This window comes from Pigmentiphaga daeguensis (genome assembly GCF_039523035.1).
Lineage (GTDB): Bacteria > Pseudomonadota > Gammaproteobacteria > Burkholderiales > Burkholderiaceae_B > Pigmentiphaga > Pigmentiphaga daeguensis.
The window spans coordinates 1-16,629 of record NZ_BAAAEN010000019.1; the positions used below are offsets into that span (position 1 = coordinate 1).

A 16,629-nucleotide genomic window follows, 5' to 3' on the forward strand; every position below is an offset into this window, starting at 1 on the left:
GGAGCCGCCGGTGGGGGTGGGCTTGGCGGGGAAGCAAGGGCGCAGCTGTTTGAGGGCGGCAGTAGGCACAGTCCGGGGGACTGTGCCCGCCCGAGTTCTGCGCCCGCCCCGCCAAGCCTGCCCTCACCGGGTAGTCCCGCGCAGCGGGACCGGCTTCGCTGCGCCCCCCGAGCGGGCCGCCCCGCCCCACCGATCAAGGACGGTTCAAGAACTCGATCCCCGCCACTGAGGACACCCCCCATGCATGGCGATTCAGCCTAGTGCAGCTTGACCCGGGGCTGCGAGCGGCGGCTCAGGAAGCGGCTCAGCGAGCGCACGCTGGCGCCCCACCACCCCAGTACCGCGGCGTAGTGCGACCAATGCGTGCCGGCATACATCATGCGGGCGATCCAGCCTTCCACCAGCAGCTTGCGGCCGGAAAGATTGCCCATCAGGCTGCCCACCCCCTCGGCATGGCCGATCGACACCAGCGAGCCGAAGTCGCGGAAGCGGAACGGCGCCGCGAAGGCCGACTCCCCGCGTATGCGGGCGGACAACAGCGGCAGCAGATACGAGGCCTGCTGGTGCGCGGCCTGGGCCCGCGCGGGCACGGTCTTGCCGGTCTCGCGCCACGGCGCCGCGGCGCAATCGCCCAGGGCGTAGATGTCGGGGTCCTGGGTGCGCAGCGTCTCGTCCACCTGCACCTGCTGCATCGGGTTCAGCGGCAGCCCCAGCCGGGACAGCAGCGACGGCGCCTTGATGCCCGCCGCCCAGACGCACAGGTCGGCGTCGAACACCTTGTCCTGGGCCACCACGGTATGCGGCGTGACCTCGGAGACGCGGCAGTCGGCCACCACCGTCACGCCCCGCTCCACCAGCAGCTCCTCGGCCGCCTTGGCGACGCGCTCGGGCAGCGGCCCGAGTATGCGCGGACCGCCCTCGATCAGCGTGATGCGCAGGTTCTGGCGCGTCATGCCGGGCAGCCCGTAGGCGGAGATCGTATTGCCCGCCTCGTGCAATTCGGCGGCCAGCTCCACGCCGGTGGCGCCGCCCCCCACGATCACGACGTTGACGACGCCCGGCGTGGCCTCGTCGATGCCGGCCGAGGCGCGTGCCATGGCCTTGAGCAGCGCGAGCCGGAAACGCTCGGCCGCGTCAGTGGTGTCCAGCGAGATCGCATACTGGTCGGCGCCGGGCGTATTGAAGAAATTGCCCAGGCTGCCCACGGCCAGCACCAGCGTGTCGTAGGGGACCTTCCGTTCGGGCAGGATGGCCGTGCCGTCGGCGTCGCGCAGGGCCGCCACCCGCACGTCGCGCGCCTGGCGGTCGACGTCCTGGATTTCTCCCAGCACGAAGCGGAAACCGTTGTCGTGCGCGAGCATCGCATAGGAAAGCCCGTCGCGGTGGATGTCCACCGTGCCCGCGGCGACCTCGTGCAGCGAGGGCTTCCAGATGTGGAAGGGCGTGGCGTCGATCAGCGTGACGTGCTCGGGGCCGTGGCGGCGCCCCAGGCGCACGGCCAGTTCGAGTCCACCCGCGCCGCCGCCGGCGATGACGATGCGATGCACAGACTTTGCGTTCATAGACTTTCCCCGATGACTGGCGCACGAAACGCCGGACGGCCCCGCTCCGGCGGCAAGACCTTCAGCGTCCGGCGATCGACATCTCCGGCAACAGGATGGATCCGGTCGTCTTGGTGCCGCGTGTAAGTGTGTCCGCCCCCACCGCGGCGATGCTGCCGAACATGTCCTTGAGGTTGCCGGCGATGGTGATTTCCTGCACGGCATGCTGGATCTCGCCGTTCTCGACCCAATAGCCGAACGCGCCGCGGGAATAGTCGCCGGTCACGTAGTTGATGCCTTGTCCGATCAGCTCGGTCACCAGGAGGCCGGTGCCCAGTTTGCGCAGCATGGCACGGAAATCGTCGCCCCGGCGCGTCGTGCGCGAGGCCAGCACCAGGTTGTGCGAGCCGCCGGCGTTGCCGGTCGTGACCATGCCGAGCTTGCGGGCCGTGTAGCTGGACAGGAAATAGCCCTGGACCACGCCGCCGTCGACGACCTTGCGCGCCTGCGTGCGCACGCCTTCGTCGTCGAACGCGGCACTGCCCTGGGCGCCCTTGATGGCGGGATCCTCGAGCACGTCGATGTGCCCCGGGAAGATCTGCCGGCCCAGGCTGTCGACCAGGAAGCTGGATTTGCGGTACAGCGCCCCGCCGCTCAGGGCCTGCGTGAGCGAGCCCAGCAGGCCGCAGGCCAGGGGCGCCTCGAACAGCACGGGATATTTGCCGGTGGGGATGCGACGCGCGGACAGCCGGGACAGCGCCCGTTCCGCCGCGTAGCGGCCGACGCTGGCCGGGTCGGCCAGCCGGGCCCAGTCGCGGTCGCTGGTGTACCAGTCGTCGCGCTGCATGTTATTGCCCCGCCCCGCAATCGGCGATACCGACAGCGAATGGCGCGAGTACGGATAGCCGTTCAGGAAACCGCGGGTGTTCCCCATCACGAAGTGTCCTTCGTACGAGGACACCGACGCGCCGTCGGAATTGGTGATGCGCCGGTCGGTGGACAGGGCCGCGCGCTCGGCCCGCAGCGCCAGTTCGGCCGCGGCCTCGGCCGGCAGGTCCCACGGGTGGTAGAGATCCAGGTCCGGGAACTCGGTGGCCAGCAGGTCGGCGTCGGGCAGGCCCGCGGCCGGGTCCTCGGCGGTATGGCTGGCGATGTGGAAGGCGGCCTGGACGGTGTCGCGCACCGCCTGGTCCGAGAAATCCGAGGTCGAGGCCGAGCCACGGCGCTGCCCGACGTACACGGTGATGTCCAGGGACCGGTCGCGCGTCTGTTCGACCGTCTCCAGCGAGCCCCGGCGCACCGACACGGCCAGCCCCTGGCTTTCGGACACCTCGGCCGCGGCGTCGGTGGCGCCGACGCGCCTGGATTCGTCCAGCACCCGTTGGATCAACTGGCGGAAGGCGGCGGGATCGGTATCGAGCGCGGGACGGGCCGGCGCGGCGGTCGTTTTCTTGCGGGACGGGGATGTGGCCATGGAATTTCTTCGGGAAGGAGGCGGCCCGGGCACGCGGGCAAGGCGGCCCGGGCGGGAAGGCAAGGCTTTATGATAGCTGGTGTCAGCCTTCTTACCGTCGAAGCACGCCATTTTCCATGTCCCGCTCCAAACGTAGTCCATCGCCCCTGGTCCCGGCGCAAGAAGCCGATCCGGACGGCGAATACCAGTCTCCCAGCAAGTCGCAGCTCAAGCGGCAGATGGCCGCCCTGCAGGACCTGGGGGAACGCCTGGTCGGGCTGCCCGACGCCAAGCTGCGGCAACTGCCCCTGGCCGAACGCCTGTACGACGCCATACGCGAGGCCCAGCGCATCACCTCCCACGAAGGCAAGCGCCGGCAGCTGCAATACGTCGGCAAGCTGATGCGCGAGGCGCACGTCGAACCCATCCAGGCCATGCTGGCCGAGTGGGATGGCGAATCCATGGAACAGATCGCCGCCTTCCACCAGCTCGAACTGTGGCGCGACCGCCTGCTGGCCAGCGACGAACACTTCACGGGCTTCATGGACCTGTACCCCCACGCCCAGGCCCAGCCCCTGCGGGCGCTGATACGCGGCGCCCGCAAGGAACAGGCCGCCAACGCCGCCCTGCTGCCCGGGCGCGAACCGCAGCGCAAGCACTATCGCGCGCTGTTCCAGGAAATCAAGCGGCTGCAGGCCGCGCCCGATGCCAAGTCGCCGTCCCCCGACGGCGACGAAGACGAACACTGACCCCACCGCCGCCATGACCACTTCCGCCAAGCGCCTCGTGCGCAACCATCCCGACGAACTGCTGTGCGGCCTGGTGTCCATCAGCGACCGCGCCTCCAGCGGGGTCTACGCCGACGAGGGCATCCCCTCGCTCAAGGCCTGGCTCGACGGCGCCCTGCGCACGCCGGTGCGCTACGTCGAGCGGCTGATCGCCGATGACGCGCCGGCCATCTCGGCCACGCTGACGGAACTGTGCGACGAACTCGGCTGCGACCTGATCCTGACCACCGGCGGCACCGGCCCGGCGCGGCGCGATGTCACACCCGAAGCCACGCTGGCCGTGGCCTCCAAGGAAATGCCCGGGTTCGGCGAGCAGATGCGCCAGATCTCGCTGCGCTTCGTACCCACCGCCATCCTGTCGCGCCAGGTCGCCGTCATCCGCGAACGCGGCACGTCGGCGGCGGACGGCGCCGCCCTCATCATCAACCTGCCCGGACAGCCCAAGGCCATACGCGAGACCCTGGAAGGACTGCGCGAAGCCGACGGCAAGCTGGTGGTCCCCGGCATCTTCGCCGCCGTGCCCTACTGCATCCAGCTCCTCGAGGGCCCCTACGTCGAAACCGACGAAACCGTGTGCAAGGCGTTCCGCCCCAAGACGGCGATCCGTCCCGCCTCTTAGCGCCGGCCCCTCAATCATCGAGAATGCCATGACCGATACCCTGCTCGACTGCGTCCAGACCGAGACCGGCCCGAACCCCACCCGCGCCGTGATCTGGCTGCACGGCCTGGGCGCCGACGGCCACGATTTCGAGCCCATCGTCCCCGAACTGGACCTGCACGGCCTGCCACCCGTGCGCTTCGTCTTCCCGCACGCCACCGTGCAGCCCGTGACCATCAACGGCGGCATGGCCATGCGCGCCTGGTACGACATCATCGTCAGCGACCTCGTCCGGCGCGAGGACGATGCCGGCATCCGCGCCTCGCAGCGCCTGGTCGAGAACCTGATCGCGCGCGAGAACCAGCGCGGCATCGCCACCGAACACATCGTGCTGGCCGGCTTCTCGCAGGGCTGCGCGATGACCCTGCACACCGGCCTGCGCCTGCGCGAGAAACTGGCCGGCCTGGTGGCCCTGTCCGGCTACCTGCCCCTGGCCGCCACCTTCGCCTCGGAACGCAGCCCCGCCAACGCCAGCACGCCCATCTTCATGGGCCACGGCACGGCCGACCCCATCGTCATGCTCGACCGTGCCACGGCCTCGCGCGACCTGCTGCGGCAGGAAGGCTACGACGTCGAATGGCATGCCTACCCGATGCCCCACTCGGTCTGTGCGCCGGAGCTCGGAGACATCTCGGCCTTCCTGCGCAAGGTACTGGCTTGACGCCGATCAAGACATAGCCGCTCAAGATGTGGTGTACTGCGCGTAACGAAAACGCCCGCGCCGCCACATCGGCGCTCGAGCTGTCATCTTCGTGATCTTCAAGGAGAAAACGTCATGTTCAAGAAAATCCTGATCCCCACCGATGGCTCGCCGCTGTCCGCCCAGGCCGCGAACGCCGGCGTCAGCTTCGCCCGCTCCGTGAACGCGGAAATCGTCGCCCTGCACGTCACCCAGCCCTTCGCCGCCACCATCGGCTTCGACGGCATGGCCGCCGCCTACGCGATCACCGACGACGCGTACGAGAAGGCCTCGGCCGAACAGGCCGCCAAGTACCTGGATGCCGTCACCAGCCGCGCCGACACCGCCGGCGTCAAGAGCACCGCCCTGTCCGTCTCCAACTTCAACGTCGCCGACGGCATCGTCCAGGCCGCCGCCGAAACCGGCTGCGACCTGATCTTCATCGGCAGCCACGGCCGCAGCGGCCTCTCGCGCCTGCTGCTGGGCAGCGTCACCGCCAAGGTCCTGTCCCTGGCCCACGTCGCCGTCCTGGTCTACCGCGTGAAAGAAGAAAAAGAAAAGAAGGGGCCCCCCCCTACGCGCTGACGCGCGCCCAGAATGGTGGGCCCCCAGCCGCTACGCGGCAGCCCCCCAAGGGGGCCGGGACCCGCCTTGGGGCGGCCCGGCGCCGGGTCCCGTGGGCGATGCGGGTGGACCGGCGAAGCCGGATCCACCGCATCCTGGGGCCGATACGCTCCGGACGCCGCCGTCTCAAGAACTCAGGGCTCCCCCTGCCCCCTGATCACCTCCCTCAGGCACTCCAACGCCACCTCCACCCCCGCCGGCCGCAATCCGTCATTGCGCCAGTACATCTCCACCGACCCGAACCCCGACAGCCGCAGCGGCACGATCCGCACCGCGTTCATCGCCACCAACCGCATCGCCGCCCGGTGCGACGCCACGCCGACCATGTCGCTGTGAGCCAGCAGGGTCATGTTCAGCGTGGCCGAATTCGACTCCACGTAATCGACCGGCAGATCCCGCCCCGCCGCCGCCAGCGCCGAATCCAGCGCGTTGCGTATCGGCGTGCCCCGGGGCCACAGAATCCATCGATGGCCCATCACCGCGTCCCACGTCGGCTCGCCGCCCTCGAACAACGGGTGCAACGGCCGCGCCACGAAATGGATGGGCTCCAGGTACAGCGCCTCGGACCGGATGGCGGGATCGTGCAGTTCAGGGGCGGAGCGGCCCACGACGATATCCAGTTCCCCCTGCGCCAATTGCCCCATCAACTGGTCCATCGTGCTTTCCACCACCCGGATCCGGGCCTGCGGCATGCGCCGCAGCAGGGCCAGCATCGCCAGGGGGACCGTGTCCGGCGCCGCCGCGCCCGAGGTGCCGATCAACACCTGCCCGCTCCCCCCTTCGCGCATGGCTTCCATGTCACTGTGGGCACGGTCAAGCTGGGCCTCGATGCGCCGGGCATGGGCAATCAGCGCCTCGCCATAGGACGTGGGCCGCAGCCCGCGCGCATGCCGCTCGAACAGCGGCAGCCCGATGTCGTCCTCCAGCTCGCGCAGCCACTTCGACAGCGCGGGCTGCGTGGTGTTGAGCGCGGCGGCCGAATGGCTGATGTTGCGGGTCTGGGCAAGGCTGAGCAGCATCTGGAGATTGCGCAGCCGCAGGCGGTGGGTCCAATCCATGGGCGGAAACCGGGAACGAAAGCGTCACCCCAGCCATATCGTGCTGGATATGGATGAGAATAAAAATTCATTTTCCAAAGCATATCGCTTTCCGCATACTGCCACGAGACCACACCAAGGAGACATCGAGATGCCGAGACCCCTGCGCGCGCTGGGCGCCCTTGCCCTGGCCTGTTCGTGCGCCAGCGCCTACGCCTGGCCCGACCGCCCCATCACCTTCATCGTCCCCTACACCCCCGCCACCGGCATCGACCTGGTGGCTCGCCAGCTCTCCACCCAGCTGGGCAAGACCCTGGGCCAGCCCATCGTGGTCGAGAACGTGGCCGGCGCCAGCGGCAACATCGGCAGCGAGCGCGCCGCCCGCGCCGCCCCCGACGGCTACACCTTCATGGTGCAGGTCAATACCCTGGTCATGAACCGCAGCCTGTACAAGTCGCTGCCCTACGACCCGGTGGCCGACTTCGACCCCGTGGCGCTGACCTCGTGGGGCACGCTGCTGCTGGTGTCGCCCGCCTCGCGCAAGCCCGCGACCGTGGCCGAACTGGTGGCCGCGGCCAAGGCCGAGCCCGGCAAGCTGACCTACGCGACCCCCGGCGTGGGCACGCCCCACCACCTGTCCATGGCGCTGTTCCTGCAACAGACCGGCGCCCAGATGATGCACGTGCCCTACAAGGGCACGGCGGGCGCCGTCACCGACATCCTGGGCGGACGCATAGACGCGATGTTCCTGCCCGTGCACGTGGCCCTGCCGCAGATCAAGGGCGGCAAGCTCAAGGCCATCGCCACCGGCAGCGCGAAACGCCTGGCCCAGTTGCCCGGCGTCCCCACCCTGGAAGAAGCGGGCATCCAGGGCGGCAACGTGGACATGTGGTACGGCGTCTTCGCGCCCAAGGGCACGCCGCCCGAGATCATCGCCCGCATGAACAAGGAGATCTCGCAGGCGCTGCAATCGCCCGCCACCGCTTCGGCATTCGAGGCGCAGGGCATGGTGCCGGCCACCTCCTCGCCGGCCGAATTCGGCAAGCTCGTCGCCAAGGATGCCCAGCGCTGGGCGGACGTGGTGAAGGCGGCGAACATCACCGCCGAATGAACCGCCGGGCGGCCGGGAATGCCGCCCGTGGCCTGTGGTATGGTGGGCCGGCGCGGGCCGAAATCCCCCACGGTCCTTGGGCTTGTTTCGGCCGCGAACGCCCCTATCCTCTCCTAGAGAATCATCCGGGAGGCCCACTTGGCCGATCTACAGACGCTGCTCGTGCTCTACGGGGCATGGCTGGTCTTCTTCAACGTGCTGCTGGAACAGGCGGGGCTGCCCATACCCGCCTATCCGCTGCTGGTCGTGGCCGGCGCGCTGGCCGCGCAGGACCAGCTTTCGTGGCCGCTGATCCTGGCCGGCACCGTGGCGGCCAGCCTGATCGCCGACAGCGCCTGGTACGCGGCCGGCCAGCGCCACGGCGCACGGCTGCTCAGCACCATCTGCCGCATCTCCCTGTCGCAGGACTCCTGCATACGCCAGACCCAGAGCCGCTACCTGCAGGTGGGGCCGCGCCTGCTGCTGGTGGCCAAGTTCCTGCCCGGCGCCGGCGCCCTGAGCACCGTGATGGCCGGCCTGACCCGCGCGCCCTATCGCACCTTCGTCGGCTACGAGATCGCCGGCACGCTGATCTGGGGCGGCTCGGCGGTGCTGCTGGGCGCGCTGTTCCATCCCGTGGTGGCGGACATCCTGCTGGCCATCGACCAGTACGGCCAGATGGGCCTGCTGTTCCTGGGCACGCTGCTGGCGCTGTACATCGCCTATCGGCTGGTCCAGCGGTGGCGGGTCATCAAGTACCTGCGCACCGTCCCCCGCCTGCCCGTGGACGAACTCGCGTCCTGGGAACGCGAGGGCCGGCGGCCGGTGCTGCTGGATGTGCGGCCCCAGCCCGAAGATCCCCTGCCGGGCGCCATCGCCGTCGACGTGCACGCGCCCCTCGACCAGTTGCAGCTCGGTCCCTACGACACCGACATCGTGGTGTACTGCGCCTGCCCCAACGAAGTCTCGGCGGCCTTGCTGGCGACCAAGCTGCGCGCGGCGGGCTATACCAATACCTGGGCGCTGCTGGGCGGGCACGATGCCTGGCGGGCCTACCGCGAAACGCCCGAATCCCCACTCGCTTCCCCGGCCACGGAGCAATCATGAGCGTACACGTCAAATCGAACATGCCCGGCGGCATGCGCTACACCATCTCCCTGGGCGCCCACGACGTGCCTCTGGACATGCCGGTCCCCAAGGGCGAAGGCCCGTCCCCGCACGACTACTTCGACGCCGCGCTGGGCGGCTGCAAGGCGCTGACGCTGATGGTGTACGCCAAGGGCAAGAACATCCCCCTGGACGGCGTCGAGGTGGAAATCGTGCGCGACGACAAGGACGAGCGGCGCGGGGAATACCGGTTGACCGCCCGCCTGGCGCTCAGCGGCGACCTGACCGACGAACAGGTGGCCGAGCTGCACGCCGTGGCCGACCGCTGCCCCGTCCACAAGCTGATGACCACCACCACGATCAAGATCGATACCGAGGTCGCGCGCGCCTGACCGGCCGGCTCAACTGGCGGCGATCCCCGCCCGCTTCAATAGTTGCCGCTGCTCGGCCTGCGCCACATCCTGCAGCCAGGCGACGAACGACTGGGCGGCGGGCCCCGCGTCGGGCGCGATGCCGTAGTAGTAGCGGTCCAGCGCCAGCCGCAGGTCCGGCAGGGGCGCCGCCAGGCGGCCCCTGGCCAGGTCGTGGCCCAGCAGCGACACCGGAGCCAGCGCCAGCCCCAATCCATCCAGCGCCGCCTGCATCACGAAATGCAGGTGATCGAACTGCAGCGTCTGCTGCTGCCGCGCACGCGGCCGGCCGACCTGCGTGAACCACGCCTCCCAGTCCGCGCGGCGGGAACGGGAATACAGCAGGACATGTCCGGCCAGGTCGGCGGGACGCCCGATCGGCCGTGCCCGCAACAGCTCCGGCGCTGCCACGACCAGGCCTTCGTCCTGCATGAAGGCGCGCGCCTCGATCGACGGGGGCCAGCCGCGGCGGCCGCGCCGGATGGCCACGTCGAAGCTTTCGAGCGCCCTCTCCGGCGCCAGGGTGCTGGTCACGACTTCCGGCTTGACCTGAGGATGGCGAGCCACGAAATCCGGCAGGCGCGGAATCAGCCAGCGCACGGCGAAGCTAGGACGCACGTTGATCCGGACCACCCGCGGCGCGCCGCGCCCGACGAAGACTTCGGCGGCCGCCGAGATGCTGGCCAGCGCGGGCGCGGTGTCGGCCAGGAACTGCGCGCCCGCCGCCGTCAGCACGATCTGCCGCGTCCGGCGCTCGAACAGTTCCACGCCCAGGTAGTCCTCCAACTGGCGGACCTGGCGGCTGACCGCGCCATGGGTCACGCCCAGTTCCTGCCCGGCGCGGGTGAAACTCAGGTGGCGGGCGGCGGCGACGAAGGCCCGGACGGCATTGAGAGGCGGCGGACGATGGAGCATGCGTGCAATTTTCTCACGTGTCGCGCCAGTTTAAATCGTTTGTCGCCCTGTCACGCGAACGTCACCATGTCGGCCTATGTCCGATCCCGACACCGCCACCGCCGATCGCCATTCGCGCGACGCCTCCATCGTCCTGGGCCTGTGCCTGCCCGCCGATACCGTCCTCTATCTGCTGCTTCCCGTCCACGCGGGCCAATTCGGCATAAGCCTGGCGCAGGCCGGTGTGTTGCTGGCCGCCAATCGGCTGGTCCGGATAGCCGGCTATGGCTGGGTCGCCAGGCTGTACGCCGAGCGCGGCGATCGCGCCGTCTGCACGCTGGCGGCGCTGGCCTCGGCCTGCTGCGCGCTGGGCTATGCGCTGTTCCCGGGCTTCTGGCTGCTGCTGGCCGTCCGGCTGCTGTGGGGCCTGTCCTACGCGGCGCTGAACCTGTCCACCCTGGCGCTGGCCACCGCCAGCCTGTCCGGATCGGCGCAGCGCACCGGCCGCTCGCGCGCCCTGATCGCCGCGGGCCCCATGCTGGCCCTGCCGGCGGGCGCATGGCTGGCGGACCTGGCCGGACCGCGCTTCATCTTCTTCATTCTGGCCGCCCTCGCCCTGCTGGCCCTGCCGCTAGCGCGCCGCCTGCCCGCCCACCGCCGGCCCCGGAGCGCGCCGCAGCCCGCGCGCCGCATACGGCCACCAGGCAGCCTGGATGCCTGGTCCTTCATGGAAGGGCTGACGCTGGACGGCCTGTTCATCATCGGCCTGTCGCTGCTCGCGCAGGACGCACTGCCCGACTGGGCCCTGCTGGCGGCCGGCGTGCTGATGGCGCTGCGCTACCTGTCGGAGATCCTGCTCAGCCCGCTGGGCGGGCGCATCGCCGACCGCCTGGGCGCCGAACGCATGCTGGTGGTCCTGTCGCTGGCCACCTCGGCCGCGCTGGTGGGTTTCGGCGCCGGCTGGCTGTGGGCCTGCGCCTTCCTCATCGTCGTGCTGCGCGCCCTGCAACTGCCGCTGCTGGCCCCCATCGTCGCGCATCGCCACCCCGGCAACGAACGCATCCAGGCACTGGCCTCGCGCGCGGTCTGGCGCGACATCGGCGCAGGCACGGGGCCGATGCTGGCCGGCCTGCTGCTGCCGGCCGCCCCCGCCGTGCTGGTCTACGGCGGGGCCGCCCTGCTCTTGTCGGCCGCGGCGCTGGCCTGCCTGCGCCGCCCCTGATCCGGCGCGGCCCGCATCAATCGATGCGGATGCCCGTCTGCCGCACGATCTGCCCGTAGCGCTCGACCTCCCGGGCCATCATGGCCGCCAGGTCGGCCGGCGTGCCGGTCTGGATCTCGAAGCCCTGCATGGCGAATTTCTGCATGACGTCCGCATCCCGCAACGCGCGGTTCATCGCCGCATTGATGCGCGCGACGGTCGCCTCCGGCGTCCCCGCCGGGGCGAACAGGGCCAGGCCGCTCGGCACGTCGACGCCCGGCATGCCGGCCTCCGCCATGGACGGCACGCCCGGCACCAGCGCCGACTCGGCCGCCGTCGTCAGCGCCAGCGCGCGCAGCTTGCCCTCGCGGATCTGCGGCACGACGGCGACGTCGGCGATCATGAAGTCCACCTGGTTGCCCAACAGCGCGACCACCGCCGGCCCCACGCCCTTGAACGGCACGTGCGTGAACGACACGCCGGCGGAGCGCGCGATGATTTCGGTTACCAGGTGGGGCGCGGCGCCGTTGCCGCTGGAGGCATAGCTCAGCCGCCCCGGCTGCCTGCGCGCCGCCTCCAGCAGGTCCTTCAGCGACTTCGCCGGCGAGGCGGGATGGACCACCACGATGAACGGCGAGACGGTCATGTTGCCGACCGGCGCGAAACCGCGCAGCGCGTCGTAGGGCAGCTTCCTGTAGAGCGCCTGCGAACTGGCGTGGGTGATCGGCCCCGTCACGTACAAGGTGTAGCCGTCGGGCGCGGAGGAAGCGACGTAGGCGGCGCCGATCGTGGTGCCGGCGCCGGGCTTGTTCTCGACATAGACCGGCTGGCGGAACTCGTCGGCCAGCCTGGCCGCGAGAATGCGGGCCGCCACGTCGGTCGAACCACCCGGCGGAAAGGGCACCACGATCTTGACAGGCTTGGCCGGATATTCCTGGGCGTGAAGACCCGCCATCGGCAACAACGCGGCCAGCGCCAGCGCCGCGATGCGGCGCGCGCCCATCATGCCTGCCTCCCGGCGGCGTCCATCCGGGTCTGCTCCCGGACCACCTCGATGCCCGCCCCGCGCAGCAACTGGTCGATGCGGCGGATCTCTTCGACGCGCGGCTCGGGCATGGGCGGACGCATGCGCGGCGACTCGATCAGGCCCCGCAGCCAGGTCGCGATCTTGTAGCGCACGTGCAGCCGGCCGGGCTCGGCGTAGATGTATTCGTGCAGGCGCGCCAGGCCCGCGTCCCAGATGCGGCGCGCGGCGACGAGGTCATTGGCGCGCATCGCCTCGATGTGGTCCAGCATGGGCTCCAGCGCATAGTTCCACGAGCCGCTGATGGTGCCGTCGAAATTGCCGCTGGCCAGGTACTCGTGGAAGAAATGCGCGCTCGAGCACAGCAGCGCGACGCCGGGCGCCTGGTCGCGCATGGCCCGCGCAAGGATGCGGTGGCCCTGGTAGGCGTAGGTCGTCTTCCAGCCCACGATGTTGGGCACCTCACGGCAGAATTTCAGCGTGGGTTCCAGGGGCAGGCCCAGTCCCCAGGGCTGCGACGCGTTGGTGATGGGGTGGGTGAAGATGGGCAGGTCCACGGCCTCGTCCTGCGCCTTGATCTGGTCCAGCCACACCTCCGGATAGCGGACCGAGTCCCAGGCGATGGCCACGTCCATGGAACCGGCCGGCGGCACCACGAAGATGCCCTGGGCACCCAGCGCCTTCGCGTCGAGCGCCGTCTGCACGGTCTCCGCGGTGGTCCAGGCGAAGGTGCCGGCCAGCACCGGCATCCGGCCCGCGGCTTCCTCCATCACGATTTCCAGCACCCGCCGCTTTTCCTCGCGGGTCAGGTAGAAGGCTTCGCCCGCCTCGGGATTGGCGATGAGGCCGCCCTCGGCGGCGAACCTCGGTTGTTGCAGGTAATAGCGCACCAGCCGGCGCAGGCCCGGCTCGTCGATGCCGAGGTCGTCCCGCAGCGGCAGGACCAGCGCCGTGTAGAGGCGGCGTGCGATGGGATGGAGGGAGGTGTTGCTCAACGGAAGCTCCTGAAAGAAAGAATGGGACGGTGCATCATTCGGGGGTGATGCCCGCGTCGGTGATGATCTGTTTCCACTTGCGCCGGTCGCGCGCGACGCGTTCGGCGAAGGCCGCGCTGGTGCCGCCCGCGGGGTCGGCCGCCAGGCTGGTGATCTCGGTGCGCAGGTCGGGCGACGCGATCGCGGCGTTGAGCACGCCGTTGAGCCGCTCGACGATGGGCGCGGGCGTGCCCGCCGGCGCCCACAGGCCGAAATAGGCTTCCATGTCGAAGCCCGGCACGCCGGCCTCGATCAGCGTCGGCACCTCCGGCAGCACCGGCGTGCGCTTGCGCCCGGCCACGGCCAGCGCGCGGATGCGCCCGCCCTTGAGCACCGCCAGCGCGGACACGGCGCTGTCGAACATCATCGTCAACTGGCCGCCTATCAGGTCCTGCACGGCCAGCGACATGCCCTTGTAGGGAATGTGCGTCATCTCGACGCCGGCGGCGCGCTTGAAGGCCTCGCCGTTCAGGTGCGCCAGGGTGCCCACGCCGGCCGAACCGAAATTGTTGTCGGCGCCGCGGCTTTTCATCAGCTTGACCAGCGAGGCCACGTCCTGGATGCCCGAAGCGCTGGATACCAGCAGCACGCTCTTGCCGTTGGCGATCTCGACGATGGGCGCGAAGCTCTTCTCGGGATCGTAGGGCAGCGAGGACTTGATGGCGGCGGCCAGGGAATGGGTGCTGGTGGTGGACAGCAGCAGGGTGTAGCCATCGGGCGCCGCACGGGCTACCGCCGCCGCGCCGATGATGCCGCCCGCGCCGGGCTTGTTCTCGACCGCCACCGGCTGGCCCAGCGATTCGCTCATCTTGCGTGCGACCAGCCGCGCCATCACGTCGGCCGCGCCGCCCGGCGGGAACGGCACCTGCAGCAGGATGGGCCGGACGGGATAGGCATCGCCGCGCGCCACGGCCGGCGCGAGCAAGGCTCCGCCCGCGACCTTCAACAATTGACGTCGATCCATGTTCGTTTCCAAGAAGGAAGAAGAAAGGTGGGCCGGCCGCGCCGGCCCCGGTCACTTCGGAGGCTGCCTGCCGCTCTGCTCCAGCGTGCCGCCGTGGCCCCAGGTGCTCTCGTAGTCGGGGCGGCTGCCCTCGGCCAGGAACCGGCGCTCCAGCTCCATCACTTTCGGGATGCCGGACAGGGTCTTGTAGTCGGCCGGCCCGTCCGGGCAGGCGTTGACCTGGGCGGCCCAGTCGGCCAGCGCCGCCTGGCCGCGCCGGCGGAAATCGTGCAGCACGCGCCAGGCGGCCTGCATCCCCGACGAGGCCGCGATGGTCGGGTACAGCACCACCCGCAGGCCGAGATCGCGGTACTCCTCCAGCGTCGGCGCCGGCCCCTGCCCGCCCCAGATGGTCAGCACCGGGACGGGAATCTCGCGGCAGGCGATCTTCAGTTGCTCGCGGCTTTGCACCGAATTGAGCCAGACCAGATCCACGCCGCCCTGCTCGGCATAGGCGACGCAGCGGTTCAGCGCGGACTCGAAGGTCTCGCCGGCGGCCCCGAGCGCGTCGCAGCGCGCGCACACCACGAATTCCCTGTCGATCTCGTCGCGGGCGGCGACGGCCGCGCGGTACTTGCCCACGGCTTCGTCCACCGGAATGCAGCGGCGGCCGGCACTGGTCCCGGACTTCTTGGGCGCCTCCTGGTCCTCGATCTGCAATCCCGCCACGCCGGCCCGCACCGCTTCCTGCACCGCATACCAGACGTTGACCGCATTGCCGAAGCCCGTGTCGAAGTCGAGGAAGATGGGGATGTCGGTCCGGGCCGCCACGTGCCGCGCATGATCGACCACGTCGCGCATGCCCATCACGCCGGTGTCGGGATATCCGTACAGGAACGCGCACAGTTGCGAGCCGGCGATGAAATAACTTTCAAAGCCCGCGTCCTGCGCGATGCGGGCCAGCAGGGGGCTGAAGCCGCCGGGCATGACCAGCAGTTCGTCCCTGGCCAGTAGTTCGCGGAATTGGCGCCGCTTGGCTGTCGCCTCGTTCATCGTCCCGTCTCCCGTCGCCCCGTCCGGCCTGGCCGGCGGGTGCATTTGTGCTTGCTTGCGGGAAATTCTAGGAACAGCCTTTTAATTTGTCTAATATATCTCTTATATCTATTGATTTACGTTACTTATGAATCTCTCGATCCGGCATTTCAAGGCTTTTCTTTCCGTGGTGCATACTCGCAGCTTCACGCGCGCGGCGGAGCAGATGCACATCAGCCAGCCCGGCCTGAGCCTGATGATGCAGGACATGGAGGGCCAGCTGGCGTGCCGGCTGTTCGAGCGCACCACGCGTTCGGTCCACCTGACCGCGGCCGGCCAGCGGCTGTTGCCCGTGGCCCAGCACGTGGTGGACGAAGTGGAAACCATCGCCCCCGTCCTCAGCCAGCTCTCGGAAGAGCGGCGGCGCACGCTGCGCGTGGGCGCCACGCCCATATTCTCCGCCAGCGTGATGCCGCACGTATACATGAAGCTGCGCGTCACCCAGCCCACGCTGGACCTGCATGTGTTCGACCTGCCCAAGCCCGAGGTCGAACGCCGCGTGCGCAGCGGGGAACTCGATTGCGGGCTGGGCATCTTCCCGCGGCACGTGCCCGAGGTCTCGCGGCGCCCGCTGTTCGAGTTCGACTTCCTGTACGTGGAATGCCGCAACGCCCCGCTGCGCCTGAAGGCGCAGGGCAGGGCCCGGCGCATACGTTGGGACGACCTGCCCGACGTGCCCTTCGTGGAGCTGCACCCCACCTCGGAACTCCAGCAACTGATCGACAAGCGCAAGGCCGCGTCCAGGCGCCTGCGGCCGGAGGGCGGCATCCGGATGAACAATCTGGAATCGCTGATCGGCATGGCGGCGGCCGGCGTCGGTCCCACCATCGTTCCGTCCTTCGCCGCGCCGGTCGGACCCGACGTGCCGGTCGTCACCGCGCTGCTGACCGACCCCGTGCTGTCGCTGGGCTTTCACCTCATCACCAAGCGCGGAAGGGAACAGCCTGCGGTCCTGGAGGCGTTCACCGGCACGCTGCTGGAGGTGATCGCCGAACGCGGGGAACGCACTTACGGGACGCCGGAAAACTGACGTTCCGCTGAACGGCCGGAGGAA

The 16,629-nt window shown here is 69.7% G+C and carries 17 protein-coding genes; 9 read left to right on the top strand and 8 right to left on the bottom strand.

The genetic code is table 11. From position 1 onward, the window contains the following. Window positions 1–257: 257 nt before the first annotated feature. Together ABD104_RS20925 and pmbA are read right to left on the bottom strand one after the other, a co-directional pair. On the bottom strand, window positions 258–1,562 hold the full coding sequence (locus ABD104_RS20925; protein ID WP_343928140.1) for an NAD(P)/FAD-dependent oxidoreductase: 1,305 nt from the start codon (window positions 1,560–1,562) through the stop codon (window positions 258–260). 61 nt (window positions 1,563–1,623) lie between these two features. Continuing rightward, entirely contained in the window at window positions 1,624–3,015 is a 1,392-nt protein-coding gene (gene pmbA / locus ABD104_RS20930; protein WP_087837118.1) for a metalloprotease PmbA, read from the bottom strand. Window positions 3,016–3,131: 116 nt separating this feature from the next. Between pmbA and yjgA the strand changes: the two genes are divergently transcribed. The 4 genes from yjgA (at window position 3,132) to ABD104_RS20950 (ending at window position 5,704) form a co-directional block, all read left to right on the top strand. Further along, window positions 3,132–3,743, top strand: a complete 612-nt coding sequence (yjgA, locus tag ABD104_RS20935) for a ribosome biogenesis factor YjgA (RefSeq protein ID WP_343928141.1) — start codon at window positions 3,132–3,134, stop codon at window positions 3,741–3,743. Window positions 3,744–3,756: 13 nt separating this feature from the next. Next, a complete protein-coding gene (mog, locus tag ABD104_RS20940; protein ID WP_343928142.1) occupies window positions 3,757–4,401 on the top strand; it encodes a molybdopterin adenylyltransferase in 645 nt (214 codons plus the stop codon). Window positions 4,402–4,429: 28 nt separating this feature from the next. Continuing rightward, window positions 4,430–5,101 carry an alpha/beta hydrolase gene (locus tag ABD104_RS20945; protein WP_279816666.1) on the top strand — a complete coding sequence of 224 codons (672 nt, stop codon included), beginning with the start codon at window positions 4,430–4,432 and terminating at the stop codon, window positions 5,099–5,101. Window positions 5,102–5,215: 114 nt separating this feature from the next. Then, entirely contained in the window at window positions 5,216–5,704 is a 489-nt protein-coding gene (locus ABD104_RS20950) for a universal stress protein (RefSeq protein ID WP_087837122.1), read from the top strand. Window positions 5,705–5,877: 173 nt separating this feature from the next. On the opposite strand, the gene ABD104_RS20955 is transcribed toward ABD104_RS20950, so the two are convergent. After that, complete coding sequence (locus ABD104_RS20955; protein ID WP_343928143.1) at window positions 5,878–6,801, bottom strand: LysR family transcriptional regulator; 924 nt, start codon at window positions 6,799–6,801, stop codon at window positions 5,878–5,880. Window positions 6,802–6,931: 130 nt separating this feature from the next. On the opposite strand from ABD104_RS20955, the gene ABD104_RS20960 reads away from it, so the two are divergent. The 3 genes from ABD104_RS20960 (at window position 6,932) to ABD104_RS20970 (ending at window position 9,369) form a co-directional block, all read left to right on the top strand. Next, on the top strand, window positions 6,932–7,891 hold the full coding sequence (locus ABD104_RS20960; RefSeq protein WP_279816662.1) for a Bug family tripartite tricarboxylate transporter substrate binding protein: 960 nt from the start codon (window positions 6,932–6,934) through the stop codon (window positions 7,889–7,891). Window positions 7,892–8,029: 138 nt separating this feature from the next. Then, window positions 8,030–8,977 carry a DedA family protein/thiosulfate sulfurtransferase GlpE gene (locus tag ABD104_RS20965; RefSeq protein ID WP_087837125.1) on the top strand — a complete coding sequence of 316 codons (948 nt, stop codon included), beginning with the start codon at window positions 8,030–8,032 and terminating at the stop codon, window positions 8,975–8,977. After that, window positions 8,974–9,369 (top strand): OsmC family protein, encoded by a 396-nt coding sequence (locus ABD104_RS20970; protein WP_087837126.1) that lies wholly within the window; start codon window positions 8,974–8,976, stop codon window positions 9,367–9,369. Before ABD104_RS20965 ends, ABD104_RS20970 begins: the two co-directional genes overlap by 4 nt. Before the next feature lie 9 nt (window positions 9,370–9,378). On the opposite strand, the gene ABD104_RS20975 is transcribed toward ABD104_RS20970, so the two are convergent. Continuing rightward, the gene (locus tag ABD104_RS20975; protein WP_279816660.1) at window positions 9,379–10,302 is read right to left on the bottom strand and encodes a LysR substrate-binding domain-containing protein; all 924 of its coding nucleotides are present in this window, start codon (window positions 10,300–10,302) and stop codon (window positions 9,379–9,381) included. A gap of 76 nt (window positions 10,303–10,378) precedes the next feature. Between ABD104_RS20975 and ABD104_RS20980 the strand changes: the two genes are divergently transcribed. Further along, the gene (locus ABD104_RS20980; RefSeq protein WP_087837128.1) at window positions 10,379–11,503 is read left to right on the top strand and encodes an MFS transporter; all 1,125 of its coding nucleotides are present in this window, start codon (window positions 10,379–10,381) and stop codon (window positions 11,501–11,503) included. A 16-nt stretch (window positions 11,504–11,519) separates the two neighbouring features. Here the strand turns inward: ABD104_RS20980 and ABD104_RS20985 are convergent, their stop codons facing one another. Genes ABD104_RS20985 through ABD104_RS21000 form a run of 4 tightly spaced genes read right to left on the bottom strand, consistent with a single transcriptional unit; the run spans window position 11,520 to window position 15,536 of the window. Continuing rightward, window positions 11,520–12,488, bottom strand: a complete 969-nt coding sequence (locus ABD104_RS20985) for a Bug family tripartite tricarboxylate transporter substrate binding protein (RefSeq protein ID WP_087837129.1) — start codon at window positions 12,486–12,488, stop codon at window positions 11,520–11,522. Next, entirely contained in the window at window positions 12,485–13,501 is a 1,017-nt protein-coding gene (locus ABD104_RS20990) for a dihydrodipicolinate synthase family protein (protein WP_243724403.1), read from the bottom strand. The genes ABD104_RS20985 and ABD104_RS20990 overlap by 4 nt, the downstream gene beginning before the upstream one ends. Before the next feature lie 34 nt (window positions 13,502–13,535). Further along, on the bottom strand, window positions 13,536–14,504 hold the full coding sequence (locus ABD104_RS20995) for a Bug family tripartite tricarboxylate transporter substrate binding protein (RefSeq protein ID WP_087837131.1): 969 nt from the start codon (window positions 14,502–14,504) through the stop codon (window positions 13,536–13,538). Between the two features lie 51 nt (window positions 14,505–14,555). Then, a complete protein-coding gene (locus tag ABD104_RS21000) occupies window positions 14,556–15,536 on the bottom strand; it encodes an isocitrate lyase/PEP mutase family protein (protein ID WP_165963040.1) in 981 nt (326 codons plus the stop codon). Window positions 15,537–15,663: 127 nt separating this feature from the next. Between ABD104_RS21000 and ABD104_RS21005 the strand changes: the two genes are divergently transcribed. Then, the gene (locus ABD104_RS21005; RefSeq protein ID WP_343928144.1) at window positions 15,664–16,605 is read left to right on the top strand and encodes a LysR family transcriptional regulator; all 942 of its coding nucleotides are present in this window, start codon (window positions 15,664–15,666) and stop codon (window positions 16,603–16,605) included. Window positions 16,606–16,629: the final 24 nt, after the last annotated feature.

Bases quoted from the DNA above. Each gene is read 5' to 3' on its own strand.
- ABD104_RS20985 (WP_087837129.1), bottom strand. From the start codon at position 12,488: ATGATGGGCGCGCGCCGCATCGCGGCGCTGGCGCTGGCCGCGTTGTTG.
- ABD104_RS20945 (WP_279816666.1), top strand. From the start codon at position 4,430: ATGACCGATACCCTGCTCGACTGCGTCCAGACCGAGACCGGCCCGAAC.
- yjgA (WP_343928141.1), top strand. From the start codon at position 3,132: ATGTCCCGCTCCAAACGTAGTCCATCGCCCCTGGTCCCGGCGCAAGAA.
- ABD104_RS20975 (WP_279816660.1), bottom strand. From the start codon at position 10,302: ATGCTCCATCGTCCGCCGCCTCTCAATGCCGTCCGGGCCTTCGTCGCC.
- ABD104_RS21000 (WP_165963040.1), bottom strand. From the start codon at position 15,536: ATGAACGAGGCGACAGCCAAGCGGCGCCAATTCCGCGAACTACTGGCC.
- ABD104_RS20925 (WP_343928140.1), bottom strand. From the start codon at position 1,562: ATGAACGCAAAGTCTGTGCATCGCATCGTCATCGCCGGCGGCGGCGCG.
- ABD104_RS20960 (WP_279816662.1), top strand. From the start codon at position 6,932: ATGCCGAGACCCCTGCGCGCGCTGGGCGCCCTTGCCCTGGCCTGTTCG.
- ABD104_RS20980 (WP_087837128.1), top strand. From the start codon at position 10,379: ATGTCCGATCCCGACACCGCCACCGCCGATCGCCATTCGCGCGACGCC.
- ABD104_RS20955 (WP_343928143.1), bottom strand. From the start codon at position 6,801: ATGGATTGGACCCACCGCCTGCGGCTGCGCAATCTCCAGATGCTGCTC.
- ABD104_RS20995 (WP_087837131.1), bottom strand. From the start codon at position 14,504: ATGGATCGACGTCAATTGTTGAAGGTCGCGGGCGGAGCCTTGCTCGCG.
- mog (WP_343928142.1), top strand. From the start codon at position 3,757: ATGACCACTTCCGCCAAGCGCCTCGTGCGCAACCATCCCGACGAACTG.
- ABD104_RS20970 (WP_087837126.1), top strand. From the start codon at position 8,974: ATGAGCGTACACGTCAAATCGAACATGCCCGGCGGCATGCGCTACACC.
- ABD104_RS21005 (WP_343928144.1), top strand. From the start codon at position 15,664: ATGAATCTCTCGATCCGGCATTTCAAGGCTTTTCTTTCCGTGGTGCAT.
- ABD104_RS20950 (WP_087837122.1), top strand. From the start codon at position 5,216: ATGTTCAAGAAAATCCTGATCCCCACCGATGGCTCGCCGCTGTCCGCC.
- pmbA (WP_087837118.1), bottom strand. From the start codon at position 3,015: ATGGCCACATCCCCGTCCCGCAAGAAAACGACCGCCGCGCCGGCCCGT.